Annotated in this window: 23 protein-coding genes; 14 read left to right on the top strand and 9 right to left on the bottom strand. The window is 44.4% G+C overall.

Features of this window, described 5'->3' with window-relative positions; all coding sequences use genetic code 11:
* Positions 1 to 19: 19 nt before the first annotated feature.
* Entirely contained in the window at positions 20 to 1675 is a 1656-nt protein-coding gene (locus BUC05_RS14955; protein WP_073305226.1) for an SLC13 family permease, read from the top strand.
* Positions 1676 to 1825: 150 nt separating this feature from the next.
* Here the strand turns inward: BUC05_RS14955 and BUC05_RS14950 are convergent, their stop codons facing one another.
* The 4 genes from BUC05_RS14950 to BUC05_RS14940 all read right to left on the bottom strand — a co-directional run bounded on the left by BUC05_RS14950 (position 1826) and on the right by BUC05_RS14940 (position 4302).
* Positions 1826 to 2338, bottom strand: coding sequence for a DUF7878 domain-containing protein (locus BUC05_RS14950; RefSeq protein WP_084140071.1), 513 nt, complete (start codon positions 2336 to 2338; stop codon positions 1826 to 1828).
* 223 nt (positions 2339 to 2561) lie between these two features.
* On the bottom strand, positions 2562 to 3383 hold the full coding sequence (locus BUC05_RS14945) for an MFS transporter (RefSeq protein WP_167369581.1): 822 nt from the start codon (positions 3381 to 3383) through the stop codon (positions 2562 to 2564).
* A complete protein-coding gene (locus BUC05_RS21535; RefSeq protein ID WP_167369580.1) occupies positions 3377 to 3715 on the bottom strand; it encodes a hypothetical protein in 339 nt (112 codons plus the stop codon). Before BUC05_RS21535 ends, BUC05_RS14945 begins: the two co-directional genes overlap by 7 nt.
* Positions 3716 to 3774: 59 nt before the next feature.
* A complete protein-coding gene (locus BUC05_RS14940) occupies positions 3775 to 4302 on the bottom strand; it encodes a TetR/AcrR family transcriptional regulator (protein WP_073305224.1) in 528 nt (175 codons plus the stop codon).
* Positions 4303 to 4490: 188 nt separating this feature from the next.
* On the opposite strand from BUC05_RS14940, the gene BUC05_RS14935 reads away from it, so the two are divergent.
* The 4 genes from BUC05_RS14935 (at position 4491) to BUC05_RS14920 (ending at position 8996) form a co-directional block, all read left to right on the top strand.
* Positions 4491 to 6059 (top strand): acetate--CoA ligase, encoded by a 1569-nt coding sequence (locus BUC05_RS14935; protein WP_073305222.1) that lies wholly within the window; start codon positions 4491 to 4493, stop codon positions 6057 to 6059.
* A 227-nt stretch (positions 6060 to 6286) separates the two neighbouring features.
* Positions 6287 to 6568, top strand: a complete 282-nt coding sequence (locus BUC05_RS14930; RefSeq protein ID WP_142237570.1) for a hypothetical protein — start codon at positions 6287 to 6289, stop codon at positions 6566 to 6568.
* 171 nt (positions 6569 to 6739) lie between these two features.
* Positions 6740 to 7702 (top strand): mannose-6-phosphate isomerase, class I, encoded by a 963-nt coding sequence (gene manA, locus BUC05_RS14925; protein WP_073305218.1) that lies wholly within the window; start codon positions 6740 to 6742, stop codon positions 7700 to 7702.
* 178 nt (positions 7703 to 7880) lie between these two features.
* Positions 7881 to 8996 (top strand): response regulator aspartate phosphatase, encoded by a 1116-nt coding sequence (locus tag BUC05_RS14920; RefSeq protein WP_167369579.1) that lies wholly within the window; start codon positions 7881 to 7883, stop codon positions 8994 to 8996.
* Between the two features lie 112 nt (positions 8997 to 9108).
* Here BUC05_RS14920 and BUC05_RS14915 read toward each other — a convergent pair whose 3' ends face one another.
* Complete coding sequence (locus tag BUC05_RS14915; protein WP_073305216.1) at positions 9109 to 9936, bottom strand: undecaprenyl-diphosphate phosphatase; 828 nt, start codon at positions 9934 to 9936, stop codon at positions 9109 to 9111.
* Between the two features lie 125 nt (positions 9937 to 10061).
* Entirely contained in the window at positions 10062 to 11339 is a 1278-nt protein-coding gene (locus BUC05_RS14910; RefSeq protein WP_073305214.1) for an MFS transporter, read from the bottom strand.
* Between the two features lie 223 nt (positions 11340 to 11562).
* On the opposite strand from BUC05_RS14910, the gene BUC05_RS14905 reads away from it, so the two are divergent.
* The 6 genes from BUC05_RS14905 (at position 11563) to BUC05_RS14880 (ending at position 18215) form a co-directional block, all read left to right on the top strand.
* Positions 11563 to 12678 (top strand): CdaR family transcriptional regulator, encoded by a 1116-nt coding sequence (locus BUC05_RS14905; RefSeq protein WP_073305212.1) that lies wholly within the window; start codon positions 11563 to 11565, stop codon positions 12676 to 12678.
* Positions 12679 to 12752: 74 nt separating this feature from the next.
* On the top strand, positions 12753 to 14165 hold the full coding sequence (glcD, locus tag BUC05_RS14900; RefSeq protein WP_073305210.1) for a glycolate oxidase subunit GlcD: 1413 nt from the start codon (positions 12753 to 12755) through the stop codon (positions 14163 to 14165).
* The gene (locus BUC05_RS14895) at positions 14162 to 15493 is read left to right on the top strand and encodes a (Fe-S)-binding protein (RefSeq protein ID WP_244153317.1); all 1332 of its coding nucleotides are present in this window, start codon (positions 14162 to 14164) and stop codon (positions 15491 to 15493) included. The genes glcD and BUC05_RS14895 overlap by 4 nt, the downstream gene beginning before the upstream one ends.
* Positions 15494 to 15651: 158 nt before the next feature.
* The gene (locus BUC05_RS14890; RefSeq protein WP_073305208.1) at positions 15652 to 16494 is read left to right on the top strand and encodes an ABC transporter ATP-binding protein; all 843 of its coding nucleotides are present in this window, start codon (positions 15652 to 15654) and stop codon (positions 16492 to 16494) included.
* Positions 16427 to 17212 carry an ABC transporter permease gene (locus BUC05_RS14885; RefSeq protein ID WP_011248087.1) on the top strand — a complete coding sequence of 262 codons (786 nt, stop codon included), beginning with the start codon at positions 16427 to 16429 and terminating at the stop codon, positions 17210 to 17212. The genes BUC05_RS14890 and BUC05_RS14885 overlap by 68 nt, the downstream gene beginning before the upstream one ends.
* Before the next feature lie 34 nt (positions 17213 to 17246).
* Positions 17247 to 18215, top strand: coding sequence for an ABC transporter substrate-binding protein (locus BUC05_RS14880; protein WP_073305206.1), 969 nt, complete (start codon positions 17247 to 17249; stop codon positions 18213 to 18215).
* A 266-nt stretch (positions 18216 to 18481) separates the two neighbouring features.
* On the opposite strand, the gene BUC05_RS14875 is transcribed toward BUC05_RS14880, so the two are convergent.
* Both BUC05_RS14875 and BUC05_RS14870 read right to left on the bottom strand, forming a co-directional pair.
* A complete protein-coding gene (locus tag BUC05_RS14875) occupies positions 18482 to 19003 on the bottom strand; it encodes a spermidine/spermine N(1)-acetyltransferase (protein WP_073305204.1) in 522 nt (173 codons plus the stop codon).
* A gap of 22 nt (positions 19004 to 19025) precedes the next feature.
* On the bottom strand, positions 19026 to 19478 hold the full coding sequence (locus tag BUC05_RS14870) for a MarR family winged helix-turn-helix transcriptional regulator (RefSeq protein ID WP_073305202.1): 453 nt from the start codon (positions 19476 to 19478) through the stop codon (positions 19026 to 19028).
* Between the two features lie 314 nt (positions 19479 to 19792).
* Between BUC05_RS14870 and BUC05_RS14865 the strand changes: the two genes are divergently transcribed.
* Positions 19793 to 20356: a VanZ family protein gene (locus BUC05_RS14865; protein WP_011248083.1), complete on the top strand. Its 564-nt coding sequence runs from the start codon at positions 19793 to 19795 to the stop codon at positions 20354 to 20356.
* A 141-nt stretch (positions 20357 to 20497) separates the two neighbouring features.
* Here BUC05_RS14865 and BUC05_RS14860 read toward each other — a convergent pair whose 3' ends face one another.
* Positions 20498 to 21202: a hypothetical protein gene (locus tag BUC05_RS14860; RefSeq protein ID WP_011248082.1), complete on the bottom strand. Its 705-nt coding sequence runs from the start codon at positions 21200 to 21202 to the stop codon at positions 20498 to 20500.
* A 153-nt stretch (positions 21203 to 21355) separates the two neighbouring features.
* Here BUC05_RS14860 and BUC05_RS14855 point away from each other — a divergent pair, with 153 nt between their 5' ends.
* Both BUC05_RS14855 and BUC05_RS14850 read left to right on the top strand, forming a co-directional pair.
* Complete coding sequence (locus BUC05_RS14855; protein ID WP_011248081.1) at positions 21356 to 21607, top strand: HPr family phosphocarrier protein; 252 nt, start codon at positions 21356 to 21358, stop codon at positions 21605 to 21607.
* Between the two features lie 284 nt (positions 21608 to 21891).
* A complete protein-coding gene (locus BUC05_RS14850) occupies positions 21892 to 23148 on the top strand; it encodes an NAD(P)H-dependent oxidoreductase (protein WP_011248080.1) in 1257 nt (418 codons plus the stop codon).
* Positions 23149 to 23153: the final 5 nt, after the last annotated feature.

Raw genomic sequence — 23153 nt, 5'->3', positions numbered from 1 at the left:
CGCAAGGAGGAATGCAAGAATGGCGTCTATATATGTCCGTAGAGTATGGGCTTGGCTTTGGGCCAAACATGATCAAGTAAAGGATCTATTTAATAGCCTTTTGAAACCGTTGTCATTTGTGTTAAAGCTTTCTGAAGGAAAAACAACCAATCCTTCTCCTGTGGCTTCCGTGCAGCCTCCTGAGCCTCGAAAGCGTGCTTATTCGACTAGGCAACGAATTGGCTTACTATTAGGACCAGCTTTATTTGCGGCGATACAGCTTTTCTTTCGTCCGGAAAACTTGGAGATGGCCGCCATTTCAACACTGGCGATAACGAGCTGGGTCGCGACCTGGTGGGTTACAGAAGCAGTTCCTATTCCATTGGCTTCCCTATTGCCAATTGTATTGTATCCGCTGACTGGTGCGTTGGAGACGGAAACGGCCTATGCTCCTTATGCAAATAATATTATTTTCCTCATAATGGGCGGGTTTGTGCTTGCGCTTGCAATGGAAAAATGGGGATTGCATAAGCGAGTTGCGCTTTACATTGTTGGGATATGCGGCACGAGCACCAACCAGATTATTTTAGGGTTTATGGCCGCGACAGGCTTTCTTGCCATGTGGATTTCCAACACTGCCGCAACGATGTTAATGGTTCCAATGGCGCTTGCCTTAATCCAACATGTGCAATCAAAAATGGCAAAGGATAAGTCAATAGATATAGACTCTAAAGATAATGTATTTGGCAAAGTTTTGTTGCTGGCTATCGCCTACGCTGCTTCTGTAGGAGGTATCAGTACAATGGTAGCCACGCCCAGCAACGCTATCTTTGTGGCGATTGCAGATCAGCTATACGGGGCACAGATCTCGTATGGTCAATGGATGTTGTTTGGTGTGCCGACAGCCATATTATTTTCGGCGATTATTTGGTTGTTTCTAACCCGGGTCGCTTTTAAGTTGCCATTTAAAGAACTTCCTGGGGGACAAGAGCTGTTGACAAGTGAACGAAAAGCATTGGGCCGTATGTCGCCCGAAGAGAAGATTGTCCTTGTAGTTTTTATTTTGACTGCTTTTCTGTGGGTTACGCGCTCATTTATTTGGGTGCAATTTATTCCTACGTTGACTGATGCCATCATTGCCATTGCTGCAGCGCTTGCGCTTTGTTTACTGCCAGCGCCAAGCAAGCCGGGCGAAAGGATGTTTGACTGGGAGACGGGCAAAAACTTGCCTTGGGGTATCTTTTTATTATACGGGTGTGGATTATCGCTCGCTGCAGGTTTCACCCAAACTGGGTTATCAGACTATTTAGGCAGTCAATTAACTGGTTTAAACGTATTGCCAACATTTGTCGTTCTAGTTGTTGTCGTTGCGATTACTGTCTTTATGACAGAGCTTATGTCGAACGGTGCTTCTGCCACCATGTTGTATCCAATTATGGGTTCCCTTGCTTTTGCTCTTGACGCTGACCCATTTGTCTTCATGATGGCAGCTTGTCTAGCAACTTCAGCTGCATTTATGTTGCCTGTTAGCACACCGCCAAATGCGGTTGTATTCGGAACTGGCTACATCCGAATGGGGGATATGGTTCGTACAGGCTTTTTCTTAAACGTCTTTATCATTGCGTTTGTGCCGTTATTGGTTTATTTTATTTTGCCGATTTTATGGGGATTGAATGTTCATTCCTTTCCTTTCTAATTGCTGAAAGAAAGAGTGGGCCATATGGTAAAAAAAGAAAGCAGTGCACTATGAATGAACTGCTTTCTTTACCCTACTGTCAGCTTTTTTCAGCCCGTGTAAATAAGTGATGATTTCGGAGGCGAAGATAAAGAAGAGCCTAATCTTTGATCAGTTGCTATCCCCGCTGTTCCAATCAAATACAATTGCGGGAATATGCTTTATGAATTTATCCAGTTTGATAGGAAAATACGCTTCAATCTCTCGCTTTAAGTCTTTCTCTAATGTTAAAAACGCTCGAATCAAGTAGTCTAGGTCAAATACATGATAAAGCGCTTGTTCTGCCCAAATCGATTTCAGTCTAGCGCTATCGCCAAAAGGAATGATAGAGAGAATCGCCCCGTCTTCGTATTCATCAAACTCCAACGTATAGTAATGAAACTCCTGCGCTCTTTTAGACTGATCGATTGCCTGCTTCCAATTATACAAGTATGTATAAAACTCGAGAATCGGGAACTCTGCTTGATCAAAGTAAAGGTCGTCATTGATAAAAATTTTAAATCGGGCACTGACATCTAAAATCGCAGAAACGTCTTTTCTCTGTTTATCAGAAATCGCGTTTCTGTCACTAGTGAACTGATATTCAATTTTTATTTGAGTGGATTGGCTGTCCATAGCATTCATAAATTTCCACCACTCCTTTATATAGATAAAATGATGATGCGAAAAGGAAGAAGACGAATAAGAATTATTATAATCGGATATTGAATGACTTGCATCACTTTCTCATGCATGAAACCGTTCTTACTGAAACAACTAGAATAATCTCAACAACAAAAGGCACGATCCTCAGCCCATAGCAGCCAGCTGTCCTAAGCAGGCTGCTATGGCTATTCAATAGCTTTTTTCACACACTACCGTTTAAACGCCTTGGCTTCCCCTTTGCCATCCGTTTTTCAACCGGTATAAACAAAGCAATGATGCCAATCGCGACGAAAAGGATAAAGGCAAACGGATAGGAAGTTAGTTCGATTGTTTTACCTGCGAAAAAAGAGCCGATCGATTGTCCGATGCCTAAAGCAAGAAACGATAAACTAACCCCAAGTGAGGGAAAGCTTTGGAAAATACGGGTTGCCAACACAATAAACAACCCAGTTAAAAAAATATAGGAGCTGCCAAACATACTGGCAGAAGCATAAATAGCAATCCGGCTCGGCAAGAGAAGAATGATGAGGGAGGCGAGCATAATCAGTAAGGCTAATCGGTGAGACCAAGTTAAACCGATTTTTTGAATAACCCCTCCGGCAATCCCCCCTAAAATGCCGGCAATTCCCATGACCATCCAAAAGACAATGCTTTCGTTTGCGGTTGTAAACGAAACCGATACTAGGTAGCTTTTTGAAAAGGTCCAATAAATCGAGGAGCTTGCGCCAATGATGAAAGATGAAACTAGCAAATACTTGGCACTAGCAAGTACAGAACCCCAATTTGAAATTTGCGTTGCTTGGTTCATTTTGTTTTGGTCAGAGGAAATCGAACGGGCTGCCCATATTAAGACAATGATTCCAATAACCGTGAAGATAAGATACGACAACCGCCAATGTTCGGAAAACAATAATACAACAGGCCCGGTTATGATGAGACCAATACTTGTGCCGCTATTGATCCAAGTGTTGGCTTGATCTAATTGGTTGGAGGGCAGTTTGGCGTATGCAACTTGACTTAACACAGGCGAAGCGAGACCGCACCTAACCCAGCGATAAATACGGCGATGGCCAAATAAGGGAAGCTTGGCGAAAACGCAATGCCAAGCATGCCGACGATAGCGCTTGTGCCAGCAGCCAACATAATGTTGTATTGCCCGAAATAACGGATTAAACGATAAGATGCAAATAATGCAAGTGTGTAGGAAGCAAACGCAAGTGCGCCAATAAATCCGCCATTTGCTGCGCTTAGATCGAGAGAAGCAGCAATGTCTGGCAAGAATAACCCGAAGCTGAAACGAGCCAGTGCGTACGTCACTGCAATCATCGCGAGACTTGGCAAAACAATGGACCACATGTTCTCAACTCCTTTTAGATAGAACGATCATTACATTTATAGGCAAGTAAGCAATCCGCTTACTTTTCAAACAAACGCTCGGCAGAATAATGAAGCTCTTGGGCAACGTCCTCCATATTTAGTACCTCTGCAAGTGCGGTTGCTCCTTCAAACAATAAGACAAGGCGTATTGCTTCTTGCTTTGTAAGTCCTTGCTCGACCATAAATAACATTAACTGTTTTTTATGTTTGTCGGCATAATCAATAATGTCGCTTTGATCAGGATGCAATGAATATTCTTCCTTTGCCCGAAGAAACATACAGCCATTTGCATCATTGGCCCGCAGCCAATCCATATGGGCAGTGGCCAAGGCAACGGCAATGGAAGAGCTGTTTTTCATGTGTTTTTTTAAAGAAGCCATATACCTTTCTTCCCGCCTTTTCAACACTTCGACAATTAAATGCTCTTTTGATTGAAAGTGATTGTAGACAGTCATTAAAGCTACGTCAGCCTCTTCAATGATTTGTTTCATTCCTACAGCATGAAATCCATGTTTATCAAATAAACGCTCTGCTGTTTCTAAAATCGCCTTCTTCTTTTCGCTCATTTTCGCACCTCATTTATATAGAACGATCATTATATTTTTACCATATCATAAGCAATGATTCAAATCATTTTGGGACACTTTTTGTTGGAATGAAAAAAATGAGCAACAAGGCCTGATCTTTCCTGTTTAACTACCCAAAATAAGAAATATTCTGTATGATATAGCTAAATGAAAGGGGGATTCATCAGATGGGACAGGTGTTGCAAGCACCGCAAAGCTATAATGTAGCGGCTACAATTGAACGGGAAGCGATCAGAACACAAAAAGCGATTATTTGGCAAAACGAGGCCGGTGACAAACTAGAATGGACGTACGACGAGTTAATCCAAAAGATGAACCAGCTCGCAAATGCCTTAAGCCGAAGCGGCCTGAAAAAAGGCGACCCAGTGTTGTTGCTTTTCCCACGCGTGCCGGAGGCGTATGCGGCTTACCTTGCTTGTTTGAAAGGCGGCTTTGTCATCATTCCGTGTTCAGGGATGTTGCGAGCGAAGGATCTGGCTTACCGGCTTAGCCATTCGCAGGCGAAAGGCGTCCTTGCTTACAAAGGATTTACAGCTGAAATCGACCAAATTTCTGATGGCAGCACCGACGGCCTAATTGCAAAATGGGTGTTTGGCGAAGCGCCGAGCGGCTGGGAAAATGCGGATGATCGAATGAAAAATGAAAGCGCTTCCTTTGAACGAGAAATGGATAAAGAGGAAATCGCGTTTTTGCCCTATACGTCTGGCACGACTGGAAATCCAAAAGCCGTTGTCCATACGCAAGCTTGGGCCTTTGCCCATTTGCAAACTGCTGCAACCGAATGGCTCGGTGTAGAAACAGGAGACCTTGTTTGGGCGACTGCGGCCCCAGGCTGGCAAAAGTGGGTGTGGAGTCCCTTTTTATCTGTAGTCGGCAAGCAGGCGACTGCCTTTGTTTACGATGGCCCTTTTCAGGCAAAAACGTATCTGCAATTAATCGATGAATATGGCATTGATGTGTTTTGCGCGACGCCGACTGAATACCGAATGTTGGCGAAAGAAGAGGCGCTTTCCTCTTTTAAACTTAGCAGCATCAAACATGCTGTTTCAGCAGGAGAACCCCTTAATCGAGCAGTGATTGCCACATTTCAAGAACAATTTGATATTACGGTGCGCGATGGCTACGGGCAAACGGAGAACACGTTGTTAATTGGCACGATGATTGGCATGGAAGCGCGACCTGGTTCAATGGGCAAACCAACGTCTGGAAACGGTGTTGTTATATTGAATGAAGCTGGAGAGGAGGCAGGCATTGGCGAGGTTGGCGATATTGTCGTCCATAAAGATGCGCCTGCATTGTTCCGTGAATATTACAGAGATCCCGAAAGGACAAAAGCAGCTTATCGCGGTTCGTATTATTTAACAGGCGACCGTGCTTATCGGGACGAAGAAGGCTATTTTTGGTTTGAAGGACGAAGTGACGATATCATCATTTCATCAGGGTATACGATTGGGCCGTTCGAAGTCGAAGATGCATTAACGAAACATCCAGCCGTCAAAGAATGTGCAGTTGTCGCCAGCCCAGATGAAATCCGTGGCCACATTGTCAAAGCGTTTGTCGTGCTAAATCGACCAACCGACGATCAAAACAAGCTGACACAAGATCTGCAAGAATTTGTCAAACGTGAAACGGCCCCATACAAATACCCACGGGCAATTGAATATGTAGCCGGACTGCCAAAAACGATTTCTGGAAAAATAAGAAGGATCGAGCTCCGGCAGTTAAGCGAATCTTAAGTGGTTTTGCATTTTGATAACGGGAACAGGCTTCCGGCTAACATTGTTGGCTGGAAGTTTGTTCGTTGTAAGCTAAATGAAAAACATTTATACAAATCCAAAGGAGTACTAAAGCATAGGAGTGGGAACGATGAAACCAATATCAATCGCTGTGTTTGCAACTGCTTAAAAGTGAACAAATATCAGATAAGCAGGAGATGAGCGCTTATCGAAGAGGTTCAGGGATTTTGTTTGTTTCAATTAAAAAAGAAGAGGATGAGTATGTTTGGGAGAGCAGTGACAGCGATTGGGATTTTGCTGGTGATGGCGACTTCTCTTATGAGCTGCTTGCTATCGATGGCGTTCATGTGCTGTTTGGAAAAGTGCTAAGCGAACACGAGATTAAGTCAATTTCGTTAGATGGGCAGCCGCTTCAATATGATCCAGATTCCAATTTCTTTTTTGCCTTTCGTGAAGAACCGTTTGTGATTGAAGAAGAAAATGTGGACATAACCGTTGCAATGGAATAAATCTCTTCCGCCGTTCAATGTCAGCAACCATTTCTTCATGGGTGCTGGCTTTTTGTGTGGCTATCGTTTCAATTAAAAATAGCGCTAATCGACAAGGACTTATCTTCGCTACAAAGATGTTTTATACTAGAGGGGCGATACATAACATCAAGGCGGAAAAGGGGAAAATGTATGGAACATGCCAAAACGGAACCGATTTTTTTAGAGCCTGTTTTGCAAGAACGGATTTGGGGCGGACAGAAGCTAGCGGCGTACGGCTATCATCTGCCCTATGAGCGGACTGGGGAATGTTGGGGGATTTCCGCCCACCCTCATGGACAAAGCAAAGTGGCAAGAGGGCCGCTAAAAGGCAAGACGTTGGCAGAGCTATGGGATCAGCAAGGCGACTTGTTTGGCGGCAAAACGAGCGAAACGTTTCCGTTGCTCGTGAAACTATTAGATGCAAGAGAAGATTTATCTGTGCAAGTCCATCCAAATGACGAGCAAGCGAAGCGATTGGAGGACCATGAAGCGTACGGAAAGACTGAGTGCTGGTATGTAGTCGAAGCGGAACAAGGGGCGGAATTGATTTTAGGCCATACGGCAAAATCAAAAGCCGAGTTTGCAGAAATGGTTGAAACAGGAAGATGGGACGAGCTCCTTCGCCGCATCCCTATTCAAACAGGCGACTTTTTCCATGTGCCGAGTGGAACGATCCATGCCCTTGGCGCTGGAAGTGTGATTTTGGAAACGCAGCAAAGTTCAGATACGACTTATCGCGTATATGACTTTGACCGGGTAGGGGCAGATGGGAAAAAGCGGGAGCTGCATTTAGACAAGGCGCAGGAAGTTGCGATGATTCCACACGCGCCATACCAAGCAAATACTGAAACACTTGAAAAAAGCAATAGCCACACACTCACTCGCCTCGTCGCAACGGAATTTTTTACGGTGTATAAAGCAGTTGTGCAGGGAAAATGGGAGGCAGCGTTTCAAGCCCCTTATGTACTCGTAAGCGTCATCAGTGGCGAGGGAGAGCTAGTCGTTAACGGAAAAAAATATCCGCTTGGCAAAGGAGACCATTTCATTTTGCCTGTGCAAGCGATGTCATTTAAAATCAATGGCCAGATTGAAGCGATTTTAAGCCACACATAAAAAAACGAAGGCTTGTGCATATGAGTTTGTTAAAAGTGTATAAGAAACGATAAGTAGACGATCTTCCGACTGGCCATGCTTGGCCAGTTTTTTTGTTGGGAAAATCGCAGAAAAGGTTTCTTTTATTTTCCTTTTTTGTAACAATGGATAATAATGCCTTTGGAAGGATGATGTCCCTATGTCAACTGACATTGCTCCTGAAATGCTTGGTGCAAAAATCGTTGAATGGTATCGCTGTATTGTTGCTCGTGATATGGAACAAGTCATTACCCTCAAAAACGAAGTGGAACGCTTTGTCGAAACAACTGAAATACATGATGAAAAAGTGTTATCATTTTACTCTTTGGGCATGTTCCGATACCAGCTTCTAATGGAAGATTTTCAAAAAAGAAAGGTAGCATTTCCTGACTTGGAAATTATCCGCGATAAAGACTTTTATAATGATAAACTGTTAAAATTCCTCTACTATTTTGTCCATGGACAAGCAGAGTTTTACCAAGGCCGTTACAAATCAGCCATTCGTCTCTATCATATTGCCGAAGGTCTTGTTAATCACATACAAGATAAAGCCGAAAAAGCCGAGTTTTTCTATCGTTTAGGAGAAAGTTACTATCGTATTGATCAATATACTTTTGCGGTCGCCTATATTGAGCAAGCGATTGATTTGTTTGAACAGCAACAGTTTAATAAGGAAAAATTTTTAAACTGCAAATTGTTGTTAGCCGCAATCAATACCGAGCTTTCTTTATTTGACAAGGCTGAATTTGTTTACCAATCAGTGCTTTCTGAAGCAAAAGCTTTTCCTACTACACATGCTCTTGTTCTCCGTAGCTTAGGGATGAATCGTACACGCCAACACAAGCTTGAAGAAGCGAGGCAGTACTTTATTCAAGCACTTAATACGGGCGATCATCGGGAAAGCGTTGCCGGAATGAAGTCAAGCTGGGATCTAGCAAATATCCTTTTTAGATTACAACGAGATTATAAATATGCTCTATCTTTATTACAAGAAGCAAAAGCGAAAGCAGAGTCCTTAAATAATGAAGAGTATATAGTACGGTGTTCAATTACCGAAACCTTATTTGTAAAGGGTGGCGTAGATGAGACACTACTTCAACTAATGAAAACATTGGAGGAACATGAACTTTATTTTGAGTATGATGAGATGATAGAAGAAATTATATTATACTATCAGGAAAGAGATGATCTGCATAAAGCCATCTCTTTTACTATACTTAAAAAGTTACAAACACTAAAACGATCCTATCTTCAAACCTTTTCAGATGAACTGTAAAACCGCCTTTTAACCAGACAAGCGTCGGAAAGGTCGTTATCTCGTATAGTGAATCGATTTTCGGCAAAACAAAGCAAGCGAATGCCTAAACGCATTCGCTTGCTTATGACTTCTACGAAAACAAAAACAACAGCAGCAATCCAAGGGCAATCCGGTACAGCGCGAACGGGACAAGCTTGATTTTGTTAATCAGCTTTAAAAAGAACCGCACTACCACAAGGGAAACGAGAAAGGCACTAATAAAGCCGGTGGCGTAAAAGGGCAGCAAGCTTATCTCAAGGGCGTCCCAATTCTTGATCAGTGACAGCGCACTAGCGCCAACCATAATTGGGATCGCCATAATAAAGGTGAAGTTTGCTGCTGCTCGGTGCGTTAAGCCAAGCATAACACCGCCTGATATCGTTGAGCCAGAACGGGAAAAGCCTGGCCAAAGGGCAAGGCATTGGAATAGCCCAATTGCCAGTGCTTGTTTGTAAGAAATGTCGTCTACTTGCTGTTTCTTCTTATTGTTCCGTTTGTTTATAAAATCGGCGGCAATCATGAGAAAAGCACCAGCAATTAAAGCAAATGCGACCGTGCGAACATGGAAAATCGACTCCATTTTGTCCTCAAATAATAAACCGAGCACTGCAGCTGGCAATAAGCCGACGGCAACTTTTCCTAACGTCAAACCCCGTCCTTCGCTCTGTGTTGCTGCTTGTTTTTTAAAGCCTGCTAATTGCAAGAGGCGGTCCTTGAACAAAAGCGCCACTGCTAAGATCGATCCTAGCTGGATCACAATTTTAAACACGTAGGCATTTTGTGACCCGACCAACTCGCTTGATTTGAGCCATAAATCATCCACTATGATCATATGCCCTGTTGATGACACTGGCGCATATTCCGTCAATCCTTCGACTAGGCCAAGGATAGCGGCAACAACCCATTCCCAAACATCCATCGCAAGTCTCCATTCTATCGATTCTGTTCAAGCTAAATCATACACGTTTTATAAGAAGAAGGCGTGTTTATTCTTGTCGATTTCTGATGGGAGATTGTCAAATTGCTTCATCTTTTTAAACGTAGTTAACTAGCGTATGAATGGCGCTGTTCGTCTTTCGGTTCAGGCACTTTTGCTAGCAAAGCAAAGCCGATTAAAAACAATGCGATCAGGCTAAAGACACCTGCATTGGTATTGCCTGTCAATTGCGTCGTGAGTCCGAGCAAGAGGGGGCCCATCACGGCGGCGAATTTGCCGAACACGTTATAAAAGCCAAAAAACTCATTTGCTTTCTGTTTAGGAACGAGCTTCGCAAAATACGATCGGCTTAATGCTTGGATGCCCCCTTGTGAAGTGGCAACTAGCATCGCCAAAATCCAAAAATCAAGTGTGGTCCGTAAGAAAAACGCATACACGCAAACAACAATATAGACGCAAATGCCGGCATAAAGCATTTTTTTGCCTGTAAAGCGCTGTGACAGCCTGCCGTAAAGAATCGAACAAGGGGCAGCGACGATTTGCGTGACAAATAAGACAATTAACAAATCGGTTGCGCTAATTCCGAGATCACTGCCATAAGCAGTAGACATGCGAATAATCGTGCCTACCCCGTCAATGTAAAAGAAATAGGCCAATAAAAATAAAAACAACGGTTTGTATTGGCGCACTTCTTTGAATGTTTGCCCAAGCTGTTTAAAACTATTGGCAATCGGTCTCGCTTCCCGTTTTTTGTAGTAACGTTGCGTCACATGCTTAAGCATCGGAATCGTGAAAGCAGCCCACCACAAGGCCGTAATCAAAAATGCAATTTTGCTTGCGGCATAAAAAGAGAGTGGGATGATTTCCAACTGTGCCAATACAATCAAAGCAATGCTAATGAGAAAGGGGATGCAGCTGCCGATATAGCCGAGCCCGTAGCCCCGTGCAGAGATATCATGCATCCGTTTTTCTTCGGTTACATCGACTAAAAAAGCATCGTAGAATACATTGGCGCCAGCAAAGCCAACTGCCGTCACTGTATAGAGGATCAGGAGAATGATCCAATGATCGCCAGGCACAAACGCGAGCAAAGCGGTAGAACCAGCGCCGAGTGAAAAAAAGAAAACAAAAAAGCGTTTTTTCAAGCCTTCGTAGTCAGCAATCGTCCCTAAAATCGGGCTTAGCATCGCCAAAATGAATGTGGCAATCGCAATCGTGTAGCCGAGATACGCCGTTGACGTAGCGTCACTCAAGCCTGAGTCTGTTGCAACCGCTTTAAAAAAGAGTGGAAACACTGCTGTCGTAACAATAATCGAATAGGCCGAGTTCGCCCAGTCGTAAAGCATCCAGCTTTTTTCTTGTTTACTAAACCGTCTTGTTTTCATTGGTTATCCTCCTGGCATAGTCGTTTATCGTTTAGTTGTGGCGGCAAAGAAAAATATGTTTTTGCGTACATGCTATAAGTATATACAGTGATTGTAAAGACATGTTGGCTTCTATTTAAAAAGTTTGACCAAGCAGACGAGCTGTAGGGTTTGCAAAATAGGCCAAACATCGTTGGGCATGATAAACTGTAAGGATAACTATGACAAAAGGGGGCGGCGATTTTTGCTGACTGATGTGCTTGCACAAAAAATTATAGCTGAAGCGTCGCAATTGATAAAAGAAGATCTCATCATTGTCAATAGAGACGGCTACATTATTGCCAGCACCGACCCGAACCGAGTCGGCACTTTTCATGAAGGCGCCAGCCTATGCATGGCCGAACGGCGTAAACGTCTTATTACAGCCAATGACGCAACCCATTTAAAAGGAGTCAAACCAGGGCTTAATTTGCCGATTGTCGTGTTTCAGCAAGTAGCAGGGGTGATTGGCATAACGGGAGAACCTGAGCAAATGGAGCCGTACGGCGAATTGTTAAGGCGGATGACAGAATTGCTCATTCAGGAAGCCCATATGATGGAACAAATGCAATGGCAAACTCGTGCTCTGCAAGGGTTTGTGCAAGAGTGGCTTGAAGCAGGGGCGCTGACCGAACCTTTAAAACGGCAAGCGGCGGCCCATTCCCTTGATGTGCAAACCGAAAAACAAATTGTCCTGATTGAGACAGGATTGGAGGAATCGATCCACTGGCGCGGTTTGGCGCAGTGGCGTGAACAGAGAAAAGGGATGATTGCCATCCCGTGGGAAAGAAAGAAGGTTCTGCTTGTATGCTCGCCGCAGACAGAAACTGCGCTTAAAGCGACTGTCCATACATTGGCGGAAACGCTGGCCATTGGCGGGAGCTGGTGGGGAGGAGCCGGAAGGGCGTTGCCGCCTGATGAGATTAAGAAGAGTTACGCGGAAGCGCAAGCGGCCTTAGCGGCAGCAAGAAAAACAAACCGTTTCGTGTTTGAACATGAGTTGAAGTTGGAACTTTGTGTAGAGGCAATTCCTGCTGACACAAAAGCACGCTTTGTTGAACGGGTTTTAAAAAAAGTCGGCGATGAACAAGAGCTTTTAGGGACATTGGCTGCTTTTTTAGAGAACGACCAATCGTTGAAACGGACAGCAGAAGCCCTTCATGTTCATATCAACACACTCCATTACCGTTTTCAAAAGCTTAAACAGCATACAGGTTTAGATGTACGAAAGAGTGAGGATTTTGTTCTTTTTTATTTGGCCCATTTGTTTTTGGAGGATTCTACAAAGAAAGCGGATTCGAACGGCGATAATTTTGCATGAGCTCCTATAGAAAAGTGATTTCCGATTTTGTAAGCTTAAGAGATTAAGAACAAAAGAGGAAGAGGGATGAGAGCATGCTGTCTCAAGCAATAACAGAAGAATTGGAGAACATTGTCGGCAATGGCAATGTGCAAACGTCTCAGGCGAGTCGCCTTGTCTATTCCTATGATGCTACCCCAAATTTTCAAGCCCTTCCTGACGCCGTGGTCGCGCCGCGCTCGACCGAGGAAGTTGCTGAGGTGGTCAAAGTGTGCAACCGGGAAAAGATCCCGATTGTGCCAAGAGGGTCAGGTACAAATTTATGCGCAGGGACAGTGCCGACAGAAGGCGGCATTGTTCTGCTGTTCAAACATATGAACAAAATCCTTGAAATTGATGAGGACAATTTGACAGTAACCGTACAACCAGGTGTTATCACATTGGATATGATTGAGGCTGTTGAAAAAAAGCAGCTTTTCTACCCGCCTGACCCAAGTTCGATGAAAATTTCTACAATTGGCGGCAACATTAATGAAAACTCCGGTGGTTTGCGTGGGTTAAAATACGGCGTGACCCGCGATTATGTGTTGGCGCTTGAAGCGGTGTTGCCTAATGGTGATATTATCCGGACCGGCGGGAAATTGGCGAAGGACGTTGCTGGCTACGACTTAACGCGCTTGCTTGTTGGAGCGGAAGGAACGCTTGGCGTTATTACGGAAGCGACATTAAAACTTGTGCCGATGCCGGAGACGAAACAGACGATGCTTGCTTTGTTTTCTGATATGGAAGCAGCAGCACGGTCCGTTTCTTCCATTATTGCCAACCGTATTATTCCCGTTACGCTTGAGTTTCTGGACCAGCCAACATTAAAAGCGGTGGAAGATTTTGCGGAAATCGGGCTCCCGACTGATGCTGAGGCCGTATTGCTCATTGAGCAAGATGGAGCAAAAGAAGTGGTGGAACGGGACATTCAGCGTATAGCTGAGATTTGTTTGAATGAAGGAGCGCTTTCGGCTGAAGTCGCATCGTCAAAAGAAGAAGCGCTCGAACTGACGGCAGCCCGCCGTGCAGCATTGTCTGCGCTGGCAAGGCTCCGGCCGACAACAATTTTAGAGGATGCAACAGTGCCACGCTCAGAAGTAGCGAATATGGTCCGGGCAATTAACGAGATTGCGAAAGAATACAACGTAACAATTTGTACGTTTGGGCATGCTGGAGATGGCAACTTGCACCCGACGTGCTTAACGGATGTCCGTGATGAAGAGGAGATGCACCGAGTCGAGGAAGCATTTGCTGCTATTTTTGCAAAGGCGATCGAACTTGGCGGCACGATTACGGGCGAGCATGGCGTCGGCATGATGAAAGCCCCTTATTTGGAATGGAAGCTAGGAGAGGAAGGGATTGCGTTAATGCGCGCGATCAAACAAGCGATTGATCCAAACCATATTATGAACCCGGCAAAACTGTTTGCGAAGGAAACAAGAAAACGGGTGGTGGTGAGCCAATGAGCCAAGTGGAGATGACGGCACGGGAGCAGGCGATTCAAGCTGATTTTGCAAAACGGATGGATGAAACCGAACTCCTTAACTGCATGCAATGTGGGTTTTGTTTGCCACACTGCCCAACGTATTTGGAGACTGGTTATCAAGAAGCACACTCGCCTCGGGGCCGCATTGCCCTGATGAAAGCGGTCCATGACGGTTTGATCGCCCCAGATGAGGAAGTCAAACGTTCCTTAGACTTATGCTTGGGCTGTCGCGCGTGCGAACCTGTTTGTCCTGCAGGCGTGAACTATGGCCATATGCTTGAAGAAGCCCGTGACATTTTTGAAGACCATTCCACCCATTCTGCTGGTGTCAAAACGGTGCGCAAAACCGTGTTTGAAGGGTTGTTTCCCCACCAAAACCGAATGGAAAAAGCGATGAGCCTTGTTGGCTTTTACCAGCGTAGCGGACTGCAACACATTACCCGGAAAATAGGGTTTATGAAGTTGTTTCCAGAGAGCATGCAGGCAATGGAAAGGGCGATGCCAAACGTCCTTCCTCAAAAAGAGCGGAAGGCACACAAACGTGTATATGAAGCAGAGCAAGCGCCTGTTGCTACAGTTGCTTTTTTCAAAGGCTGTTTAATGGATACGATGTTTTATGAAACCAACAAAAACACGATTATGCTATTGCAAAAGGCTGGTTGCCGTATTGTCGTCCCAGATAGCCAAGGATGCTGCGGCGCCCTCCATGGCCATAGCGGCGAGAAGGCAAAGGCGCAAGAAATGGCGCGCAAAAACATTGATGCCTTTGAGGATAGCGGCGCCGATTTTATTATTTCAAATGCTGGCGGTTGTGGCGCTTTTCTCCAAGACTATAGTCATTTGCTTAGCAAAGACCGTGATTACGCTGAGCGTGCCGCTGATTTTACAGCCAAGATGAAAGACATCTCGCAAATTTTAGTAGAAGTCGGCTTTCATGAGCGCGTGCCGCTGAAATTGGCTTCCAAGCGGATCACATACCAAGACTCGTGCCATTTACGCAATGTCATGAAAACAGCCTCTGCTCCCCGGCAGTTGCTCCAGGCAATTGAAGGGGTCGAAGTGATCGAAATGGAAAAAGCCGATAGTTGTTGCGGGTCAGCAGGTATTTACAACATCATTGAGTCAGAAATGTCGATGCAAATTCTTGACCGGAAAATGGAATATACAAAAGCGACGGACGCAACGACAGTTGTCACAGCGAACCCTGGCTGCCTTTTGCAAATGAAGCTTGGCATTGAACGCGAAGGCTTACAACAAAAAATGGAGGCTGTCCATATCGTCGACTTACTTGCAGAAGCGGTTCAATAAAAAAGCCTTGCTAGGTTGTCCTAGCAAGGTTTTTTTGCGTTTACGGCGATAATGAGGGGAATGAAACCGTTGACGGTGAAAGCGCGCTCGATTAAAATGAATAAATGTTACTATCCTTATTAATAATGTTGGTTTTATAGGTTAAAGGGGGGATCGCGATGCAAGTGAAAATTAGCCATGTGGAAAAGACATTTGCCAAAGGCAAAAACGATACGCTCCACGTTTTAAACGATATTGACATGACGATTAACGAAGGCGACTTTGTTTCGCTTCTCGGCCCTTCAGGCTGCGGAAAATCGACGATTCTCAACTTAATTGCTGGGCTTGACTCGCCGACAAGCGGTGGCGTGTTCGTTAATGGGAAGCAAGTAAACAAACCTGGCAACGATCGTGTAGTTGTTTTCCAAGAAGCAGGTTTGTTTCCATGGATGAATGTGCTCGAAAATGTCGCGTATGGACTAAAATTAAAAGGTTTTTCCAATCAAAAAAGTGCGGAAAAGGCACGTGAAGGTTTGAAAATGGTGCATCTTGGCAACTTTTCCACTGCTTATCCCCATGAGCTATCAGGAGGGATGAAGCAACGTGTCGCGATTGCACGGGCACTTGTGATGGATCCTGATATTTTGCTCATGGATGAACCTTTTGCCGCTCTTGATGAGCAAACGAGAATGGTCCTCCATAAAGAACTGTTGGAAATATGGGCAGAGACAGGCAAAACGATTTTATTCATTACTCATAATATCCGTGAAGCGGTCATGCTTTCCAATCGAATTGTGTTAATGGGGACAAGACCTGGGCGTATAAAAAAAGAGTTTATCGTTCAAGCGGCGCTGCCTCGTGATCCAGCAGATAGTTACCTAGTTGATTTGGAAAGAAGGATCATGAAAGAACTTGAAGACGAGATGGAAAAAGTGTTAAAGGAGGAGTTTGGAGATGGTTACAGCTATAAGACGGACCGTATTCGTCGCGGCGATCATAGCTATATGGGAGATCATATCTAAAAGCGGCTTCTTTCCAACCTTCCTTTTTCCTCCGTTGATTTTGCCGAATGATCCAGGCGGCGTTACCGTAGTTGGAACGCTTATCAATGGCATTGCGGACGGACGCATGTTAACAGCAACGGGCCTCACGCTCGGACGGTTGTTGATCGGTTTTGCCATTGCGATTTCTCTTGGCCTTTTGTTCGGTTATTTGATTGCCCGCTACAAATGGGTAGATGATACACTCGGCTTTTTGGTAACGGCGTTGCAGTCGATTCCAAGCATTGTCTGGTTCCCGCTAGCGATTGTGTGGTTTGGCTTAGGCAATGCATCGATTTTATTTATTGTAACGATCGGGGCGACCTGGACAATGACGGTAAGTGCCAGCACTGGTTTTAAAAACGTGCCTAGCTTGTATTTGAATGTAGCACGGACGCTTGGCTCATCAGGCACTCATCTCGTGCGGACTGTTGTGTTGCCCGCTTCTGTCCCACACTTGATTTCCGGTTTGCGGATGGCCTGGGCTTTCGCTTGGCGGGCCATTATGGCTGGTGAGCTGCTAGGTGGTTCAGGCGGGTTAGGGTATTTGCTTAATATGGGGCGTTCGCTCCAGCAAATGGATCTTGTCTTGTCTGTCATGATCATCATCGGCATTATTGGCACGTTAATGGATAATCTCGTGTTCTTGCGTGCTGAACGATCTGTCCAGAAAAAGTGGGGCTTAAAGCCAAGCCTATAAACAAAGTATATACGATAAAGAAGGGGAGAGTGGAATGAAAGGAATCATAAAAGCAGGCGCGTTTGCCTGTGTGGCAACGCTTGCCTTAGCAGGATGCGGCCAAGGCGCAACAGAAGGGGAAGTTCGGATTGGTTACTTTCCGAATCTCACCCATATTGCCACCATTATTGCGTTGGAGAATGGCTATTTTGATGAAGAATTTGGCGAAGAGACGACGATTGAAACGATGACTGTTCCAGACGGCAGCGCTTTTATGGAGGCAATGTCGACAAATGAGATTGACATCGGCACAGTCGGGCCAGGTCCAGCAATGAATACGTATACGTCCAATCCGGCCCATTCGATTATTGCTGGTGCAGTCAATGGCGGTGCTGTATTAATGGTTCGTGAGGATGCTGAAGTCGAGACAGTTGCCGATTTAGCTGGGGAACGGGTAGCAGTGCCGACACTAGGTTCGACGCAGGATGTCATGCTCCGTAAAGCCTTAGCGGATGCAGGCGTTGATGCCGAGGAGGTAGAACTCATTCCACAAGCGCCAGCGGATACGTCGACGTTGTTTAACCAAGGGGACGTATCAGCGGCAGCGACCCAGGAACCGTGGGGCAGCTATTTGGAGGAACAAACAGGGGCTCGTTTTTTGTTGGACGCTGATGCGTTTGCTTGGGGAGAGGAATCTACCAACACGGTTGTTGTAGCGACGCATGATTTTCTTGATGTCAATGAGGAGTTAGCACGGGCCTATTTGCGCGCACATAAAAAAGCGGTTGAGTTTGTCCAAGAGCAACCTGAAGAAGCAGCCGGCATTTTTGTCAGCCATATCAAGGAAGAAACAGGGAACGAGCTGAACATAGCAGAAATAGAGCAATCAATGGAGCGGTTGTTCCCAACCGTTGACGTTAATGAACAAGTATTGCAAGAGATGGCCGAAATTGCCCATGAGGCAGGTAATATGAGCTCAACGGATATTGACGGCTTGGTTGATTTAAGCTTCCTAGAAAAATAAAAACAATTGCTGGAAAGGAAAGTTTTCTTATTTGAGGCAGCCAAGCGAAACGGACTGAATCGTGAAATCTATTTTTTTAGGATTCAGTCCGTTTTGAAACAGCGGCCATATTAGAGCGAGAGAGCACTTGACGCCTGCGCTTAGCTCCGCTATTTCCTATAGATGGTTTTGTCCTTCCATCGTTGATTCAAACGTGTACATGACCATATTCAGTGACGTACTGTCCTCATTAAGAAAGCGATCGTCTTATGTTTAACGGGGATCGATCACAGGGCCAGTGTCTTGCTCATGATGAAATCGATTTGTTCGTCATCTCCCATATAAAATGAGTGTGCTCCTGTTTGCACAAACCCCATTTTCTTATAAAAAGAAAGAGCATTGTCATTCTTTTCCCATACGCCGAGCCAGATGTTCTTCTTCTTCTGTTCGATTGCCATTTCGATCGCTTGATTTAACAAATATTTACCAAGCCCAAGCTTTTGGTAGTTGGTCTTTATATAGATCCTTTGGATTTCAAGTGATTCAGCCCCCATATCTTCAGACTGGGCATCATTCATATTAACTTTTAAATATCCAGCAACGTCATTGTTAAAGTAAACAAAAAAGAAATGCGAGGAACGGTTGGCTAACTCTTTTTCTAACTGTTTTTCGTTAAATGCTTTTTTCAAATAGGCATTCATATTTTCAGGTGTATTATGATCCTTAAATGTCTCATTATATGTTTCATAACTAATGTCTTGAAGTAATCGCAAGTCAGCTAATGTGCACTTTTTAATCGTGATAGTCAATTATTTGTCCACCCTTTACGAATCAATAATGTCTCTTGTTGCCCTTTTTGACAAATTCCCAATCCTTCTCTACATTTTTACTGACTCTTTGTAGCAGTTGAAATAGGGTATCTGCTTCATTTTCAGAAAATCCTGTTAAGGCAACGGTATTGGAATAGTCATTTTCTTTCCTGATAAAAGGATACACACGCTCCCCTTTTTGTGTAGGGAAGAGTTTTTTAATTTTTTTGTTATGTGCATCTTCCTTCTTTTCAATAAAACCGTTCTTTTCCAGTTTCTTTATCGCACGAGCTGCCGTTGTACGATCTACTTTTATCATCTCGGCTAGTTTTTCTTGAATGATGCCTGGGTGTTCACAGATCCTCACAAGGTATAAATACTGTCCTTTTGTAAGGTCATATTCTTTAAACTCGATATTGCTAATAGAATCTAATGCCCTTGCTATCATTCCAATCTCACGGAGAATGTCCTTCATTATTGAAACTCCTTAGTATTATTTTGTTGTAAATGCAACAAAAACAATGTGTTTATTTTACTCGAATTTTATTGTATTTGCAATAAAAAATGATCATAAAGTAGTCAAGGGTACGAGCAAAGCTTCCGAGTCACACACGGGCATTAAGTTAAGCGGGATGATTCATCACCAAAACAAAATGAACATCATTAGACAGTTTCCCGATATTTTTCACGCCATTGCCTCGTGATTTTAGGCTATAATGGGGCAACGACATTAGATCGGTTGTTTGCCTAGAGAGAAAGGAACGTCCAGCAAACGTGAAAGGAGAGGCCATGTCGCGTTTTGTTAAAATTGCCGTTGTTGTTATGCTGCTAGCCGCAGCTATTGGCATTATTGCGTATTCAAGCTCCACCCCATACGCCAACCAAGACATGAGAGGCATCCTTAGCAGGCTGCCGCTGTCGTGGCTGGAACAGACATTTATCGGCCAGATTTCTTTTGTCTATGGCGGAAGGCCAGTTGGCATTGCTCATACAGGCGTAGAAGCGTTTGTTGAATTTTTCTTGCGCAAAGGGGCCCATTTTGTTTCTTTCTTCGTGATTGGCGCTTTGGCTTGCCGGTTGTTTGCGTACATCTTCCGTCTGCGCTTTGCAAGTTTTTTCGCACTCCTATTCGTTATGGGTTATGCTTCCTTCGATGAGTACAGACAATCGCTTGTACCAGATCGAACGCCATTAGTGGAAGATGTTTTATTGGATACAGTAGGTGGAATAACAGGCATTTTCCTTGTAGTCGTATGGGTGTCTGTTCGAAAAATGAGGCAAAGCCGAACGCTTCCTCCAGTAAGCCAAGAGCCGCGCACGAGAATGGAACGCAGGCAACGGCAACGCGCTTAGCAAAGAGACAGAAAGAAGCGGCAGCCCAGCGATATCGCAGGCTGCCGCTTTGTTTTATGGTGCCGTTGGATTTGCTGATTCGTTCGTGTGTGCTGCCGTATAAAGCCGTTCATGAGAGTGATTGTTGTCTTTATCTTTTAATCAATGGTTGTTCTTCAGGTTTTGCACAAGCGCAGCAGTTTTTTTGTGCTTTTCAAAGTGGAGCGCTTTTTCAAAAACACGGTATGCTTTTTTCTCGCCATGAAACCGGAACATGGCGTATTGATGGAGTTCAAATGTCTTTTCTATTTCAAATAGGTTAATGGCTTCTTTCAGGTTGTCTGCCCGCTGGTAAAGGAAATACGTTTTAAATTTTTGGATAGCATAGGGCTTTAAATAGTAAGGTGGAATATCGGTTTCGGAAAGAAGCTGTTGAAGTGTTTCTCTGGCAGCCGCTTTGGCCGAATCGAACTGTTGCTTTGCGTGTTCTAGTTTTTGCTTATACAAACGGCTGTGTTTAATGAGTCGGTTCATACCATACATTCCTGCAAAGTAAAGGAAAAGAGGCGTTAAAATGAAAAGGGACAAAAACAGCAACGCCTTGTATAAAAAGAAAGGCAAAGAAAGGAGTTGGAATACAGCGATCAGCCTATTGCCAAATAACGTGTGAAAGAAAAAAAGGAATAGAATGATCGCACAAGCAAACCAAGTGTTCAGATAGCGTGGGAGAAAAAAGTGACGCAGCGGCCCGCTTGTCAGTTGCTGAATCTGTTCCAGGCACTGCCCCTCATCTCCTTGTGCTCGTTCGTTTTGTTCAACGAGCACTTCCAGAGACTGAATATGGGCAAGCCATTGCTTTTGGTTCATACGATCCCGCCTTTCCTTGTTCTTGTCCAGTTGTTTTATTTTTATGATGTCCGTTTGGCAACAATGACTGTTTTCGCAAGAAGTTCTTGTTCCTCGGTATTTTCATGTGAAGCCTGCATATAGATGATTCCAGAAGAAAGGAGAGAGGTAAAGATGGAAAAAACGGTTACGGTCGGACTCGAACATGGCCTCCATGCGAATGCTGCTTCGGCATTTGTCCATGAAGCAGGGCAGTACAAAGCGGATGTCTACCTTAAGAAAGGAAATTCAACGATTAACGCCAAAAGCATTCTTGGCTTAATGAGCATCGTTGTCCAAAAGGGAGATGACGTGTTGTTGACTGCCGAAGGTGCAGATGAGGAAGCTGCGATTGAAGGATTAAGCAGATTTTTAGAAGGAAAATAACGGAGAAGCCGATGCCGCGTGCATCGGCTTTTTTTTATTTAAAGAACGATTCCCTTCCTTGTAGTAAGCAAAAGTCTTGGGTCCACTTTGCCACAGCTAGAGAAAAGAGCATCATGTCCTTTTTCTGAAAAAAGATTTGACAACGCTTTCTCGAGAGAATACAATAACAAATAAGTTTATATCATATGATATAACTTGTAACATATGTTACGTAATTTAAACTAATACCATGATGTGTAACATATGTAAAAGGAGATTCGTTCTAAAAACGAGGAGGAAGATGTATGTCCATTTATCGGGAATTACAAGAGCGTGATAAACAACAACAGCCAATCAAAGTGGGAGTAATCGGTGCCGGTCAAATGGGATTCGGTTTAATTTCTCAAATCTCTCGGATCCCAGGAATGGTCGTTGGTGGGATTTGCGATGTCCATATTGAAAATGCAGAAAAAGCCCGTGATTTTTACCGTTCTCAAGAAAATAGAAAAGTGGAGACGGTTGTTTCTTCTGATTACCGGGCAGTTATCCAATCAAATACAGTAGAGGTGGTCGTCGATGCAACGGGCGTCCCCGAAGTCGGTGCCAATATTGCCTTGGAGGCGCTTCGTTCAAGAAAGCATCTTGTGCTGCTAAATGTTGAAGTAGACATTACGATCGGATCATATATGCATAGCATGTTCGATGCGGCTGGTCTTGTCTATTCTGGTTCAGCAGGGGACGAGCCGGCAGCAATTGTAGAACTTTATGAATTCGCGAAAACAATGGGACTAGAAGTAGTCGTAGCAGGAAAAGGTAAAAACAACCCACTTAAGCCAACAGCCAATCCTGACACATGTGCAGAGGAAGCCAAACAGAAACATATGAGCGCACATATGCTGGCAGCATTCCAGGATGGCACGAAGACAATGGCTGAGATGAATTTATTGAGCAATGCGATTGGGCTTGTGCCAGATAAAGTCGGGATGCATGGAGTCGACGCTAACTTAGATAATGTCGCTAAGAAGCTAGATTTGAAAGAACACGGCGGCGTCCTTGATTCACTTGGTGTTGTAGAATATGTAAACGGTTTAGCACCTGGGGTGTTCGTCATTGTCAAAAGTGAGTTGGAACCTGTAGATGAAGAACTGCGCTACTTGTTAAAAGTCAACGCCAACCATGGACCGCATTACACGTTATACCGTCCGTACCATCTGGCAAGCTTAGAAACACCCATTACGATTGCTAAGGCAGTGCTTCATCATGATACGTCGATTCATCCCCTTGGTGCACCGGTTTCTGAAACCGTAGCAGTTGCAAAACGCGCGATTCAGCCAGGTGAGAGACTAGATGGAATTGGCGGCTATAGCGTAAGAGGCATGTTGGAAACACATCAGGATATGAAGCGGAATGGCCATATACCGATTGGCCTAATTAGTGGCAATGTGGTCGCAAAACGAGCCATTGAAGAAGGGCAGTTTTTAACGATGGATGATGTCGAACTCGACACAATGACGACCGTTTGGAAACTGCGTGCATTGCAAGACCATTTATTTGCTGAATAACAAGG

Origin of the sequence: Shouchella rhizosphaerae (genome assembly GCF_900142675.1) — a bacterium.
In the GTDB taxonomy this organism is placed as follows: domain Bacteria; phylum Bacillota; class Bacilli; order Bacillales; family Bacillaceae_D; genus Shouchella; species Shouchella rhizosphaerae.
This window is presented reverse-complemented; position numbering and strand designations above follow the sequence as displayed.

Bases quoted from the DNA above. Each gene is read 5' to 3' on its own strand.
- BUC05_RS14920 (WP_167369579.1), top strand. From the start codon at position 7,881: ATGTCAACTGACATTGCTCCTGAAATGCTTGGTGCAAAAATCGTTGAA.
- glcD (WP_073305210.1), top strand. From the start codon at position 12,753: ATGCTGTCTCAAGCAATAACAGAAGAATTGGAGAACATTGTCGGCAAT.
- BUC05_RS14950 (WP_084140071.1), bottom strand. From the start codon at position 2,338: ATGAATGCTATGGACAGCCAATCCACTCAAATAAAAATTGAATATCAG.
- BUC05_RS14855 (WP_011248081.1), top strand. From the start codon at position 21,356: ATGGAAAAAACGGTTACGGTCGGACTCGAACATGGCCTCCATGCGAAT.
- BUC05_RS14915 (WP_073305216.1), bottom strand. From the start codon at position 9,936: ATGGATGTTTGGGAATGGGTTGTTGCCGCTATCCTTGGCCTAGTCGAA.
- BUC05_RS14850 (WP_011248080.1), top strand. From the start codon at position 21,892: ATGTCCATTTATCGGGAATTACAAGAGCGTGATAAACAACAACAGCCA.
- BUC05_RS14890 (WP_073305208.1), top strand. From the start codon at position 15,652: ATGCAAGTGAAAATTAGCCATGTGGAAAAGACATTTGCCAAAGGCAAA.
- BUC05_RS14865 (WP_011248083.1), top strand. From the start codon at position 19,793: ATGTCGCGTTTTGTTAAAATTGCCGTTGTTGTTATGCTGCTAGCCGCA.
- BUC05_RS14940 (WP_073305224.1), bottom strand. From the start codon at position 4,302: ATGAGCGAAAAGAAGAAGGCGATTTTAGAAACAGCAGAGCGTTTATTT.
- BUC05_RS14955 (WP_073305226.1), top strand. From the start codon at position 20: ATGGCGTCTATATATGTCCGTAGAGTATGGGCTTGGCTTTGGGCCAAA.
- BUC05_RS14860 (WP_011248082.1), bottom strand. From the start codon at position 21,202: ATGAACCAAAAGCAATGGCTTGCCCATATTCAGTCTCTGGAAGTGCTC.
- BUC05_RS14870 (WP_073305202.1), bottom strand. From the start codon at position 19,478: ATGAAGGACATTCTCCGTGAGATTGGAATGATAGCAAGGGCATTAGAT.
- BUC05_RS14935 (WP_073305222.1), top strand. From the start codon at position 4,491: ATGGGACAGGTGTTGCAAGCACCGCAAAGCTATAATGTAGCGGCTACA.
- manA (WP_073305218.1), top strand. From the start codon at position 6,740: ATGGAACATGCCAAAACGGAACCGATTTTTTTAGAGCCTGTTTTGCAA.
- BUC05_RS14885 (WP_011248087.1), top strand. From the start codon at position 16,427: ATGGTTACAGCTATAAGACGGACCGTATTCGTCGCGGCGATCATAGCT.
- BUC05_RS21535 (WP_167369580.1), bottom strand. From the start codon at position 3,715: ATGTGGTCCATTGTTTTGCCAAGTCTCGCGATGATTGCAGTGACGTAC.
- BUC05_RS14895 (WP_244153317.1), top strand. From the start codon at position 14,162: ATGAGCCAAGTGGAGATGACGGCACGGGAGCAGGCGATTCAAGCTGAT.
- BUC05_RS14880 (WP_073305206.1), top strand. From the start codon at position 17,247: ATGAAAGGAATCATAAAAGCAGGCGCGTTTGCCTGTGTGGCAACGCTT.
- BUC05_RS14910 (WP_073305214.1), bottom strand. From the start codon at position 11,339: ATGAAAACAAGACGGTTTAGTAAACAAGAAAAAAGCTGGATGCTTTAC.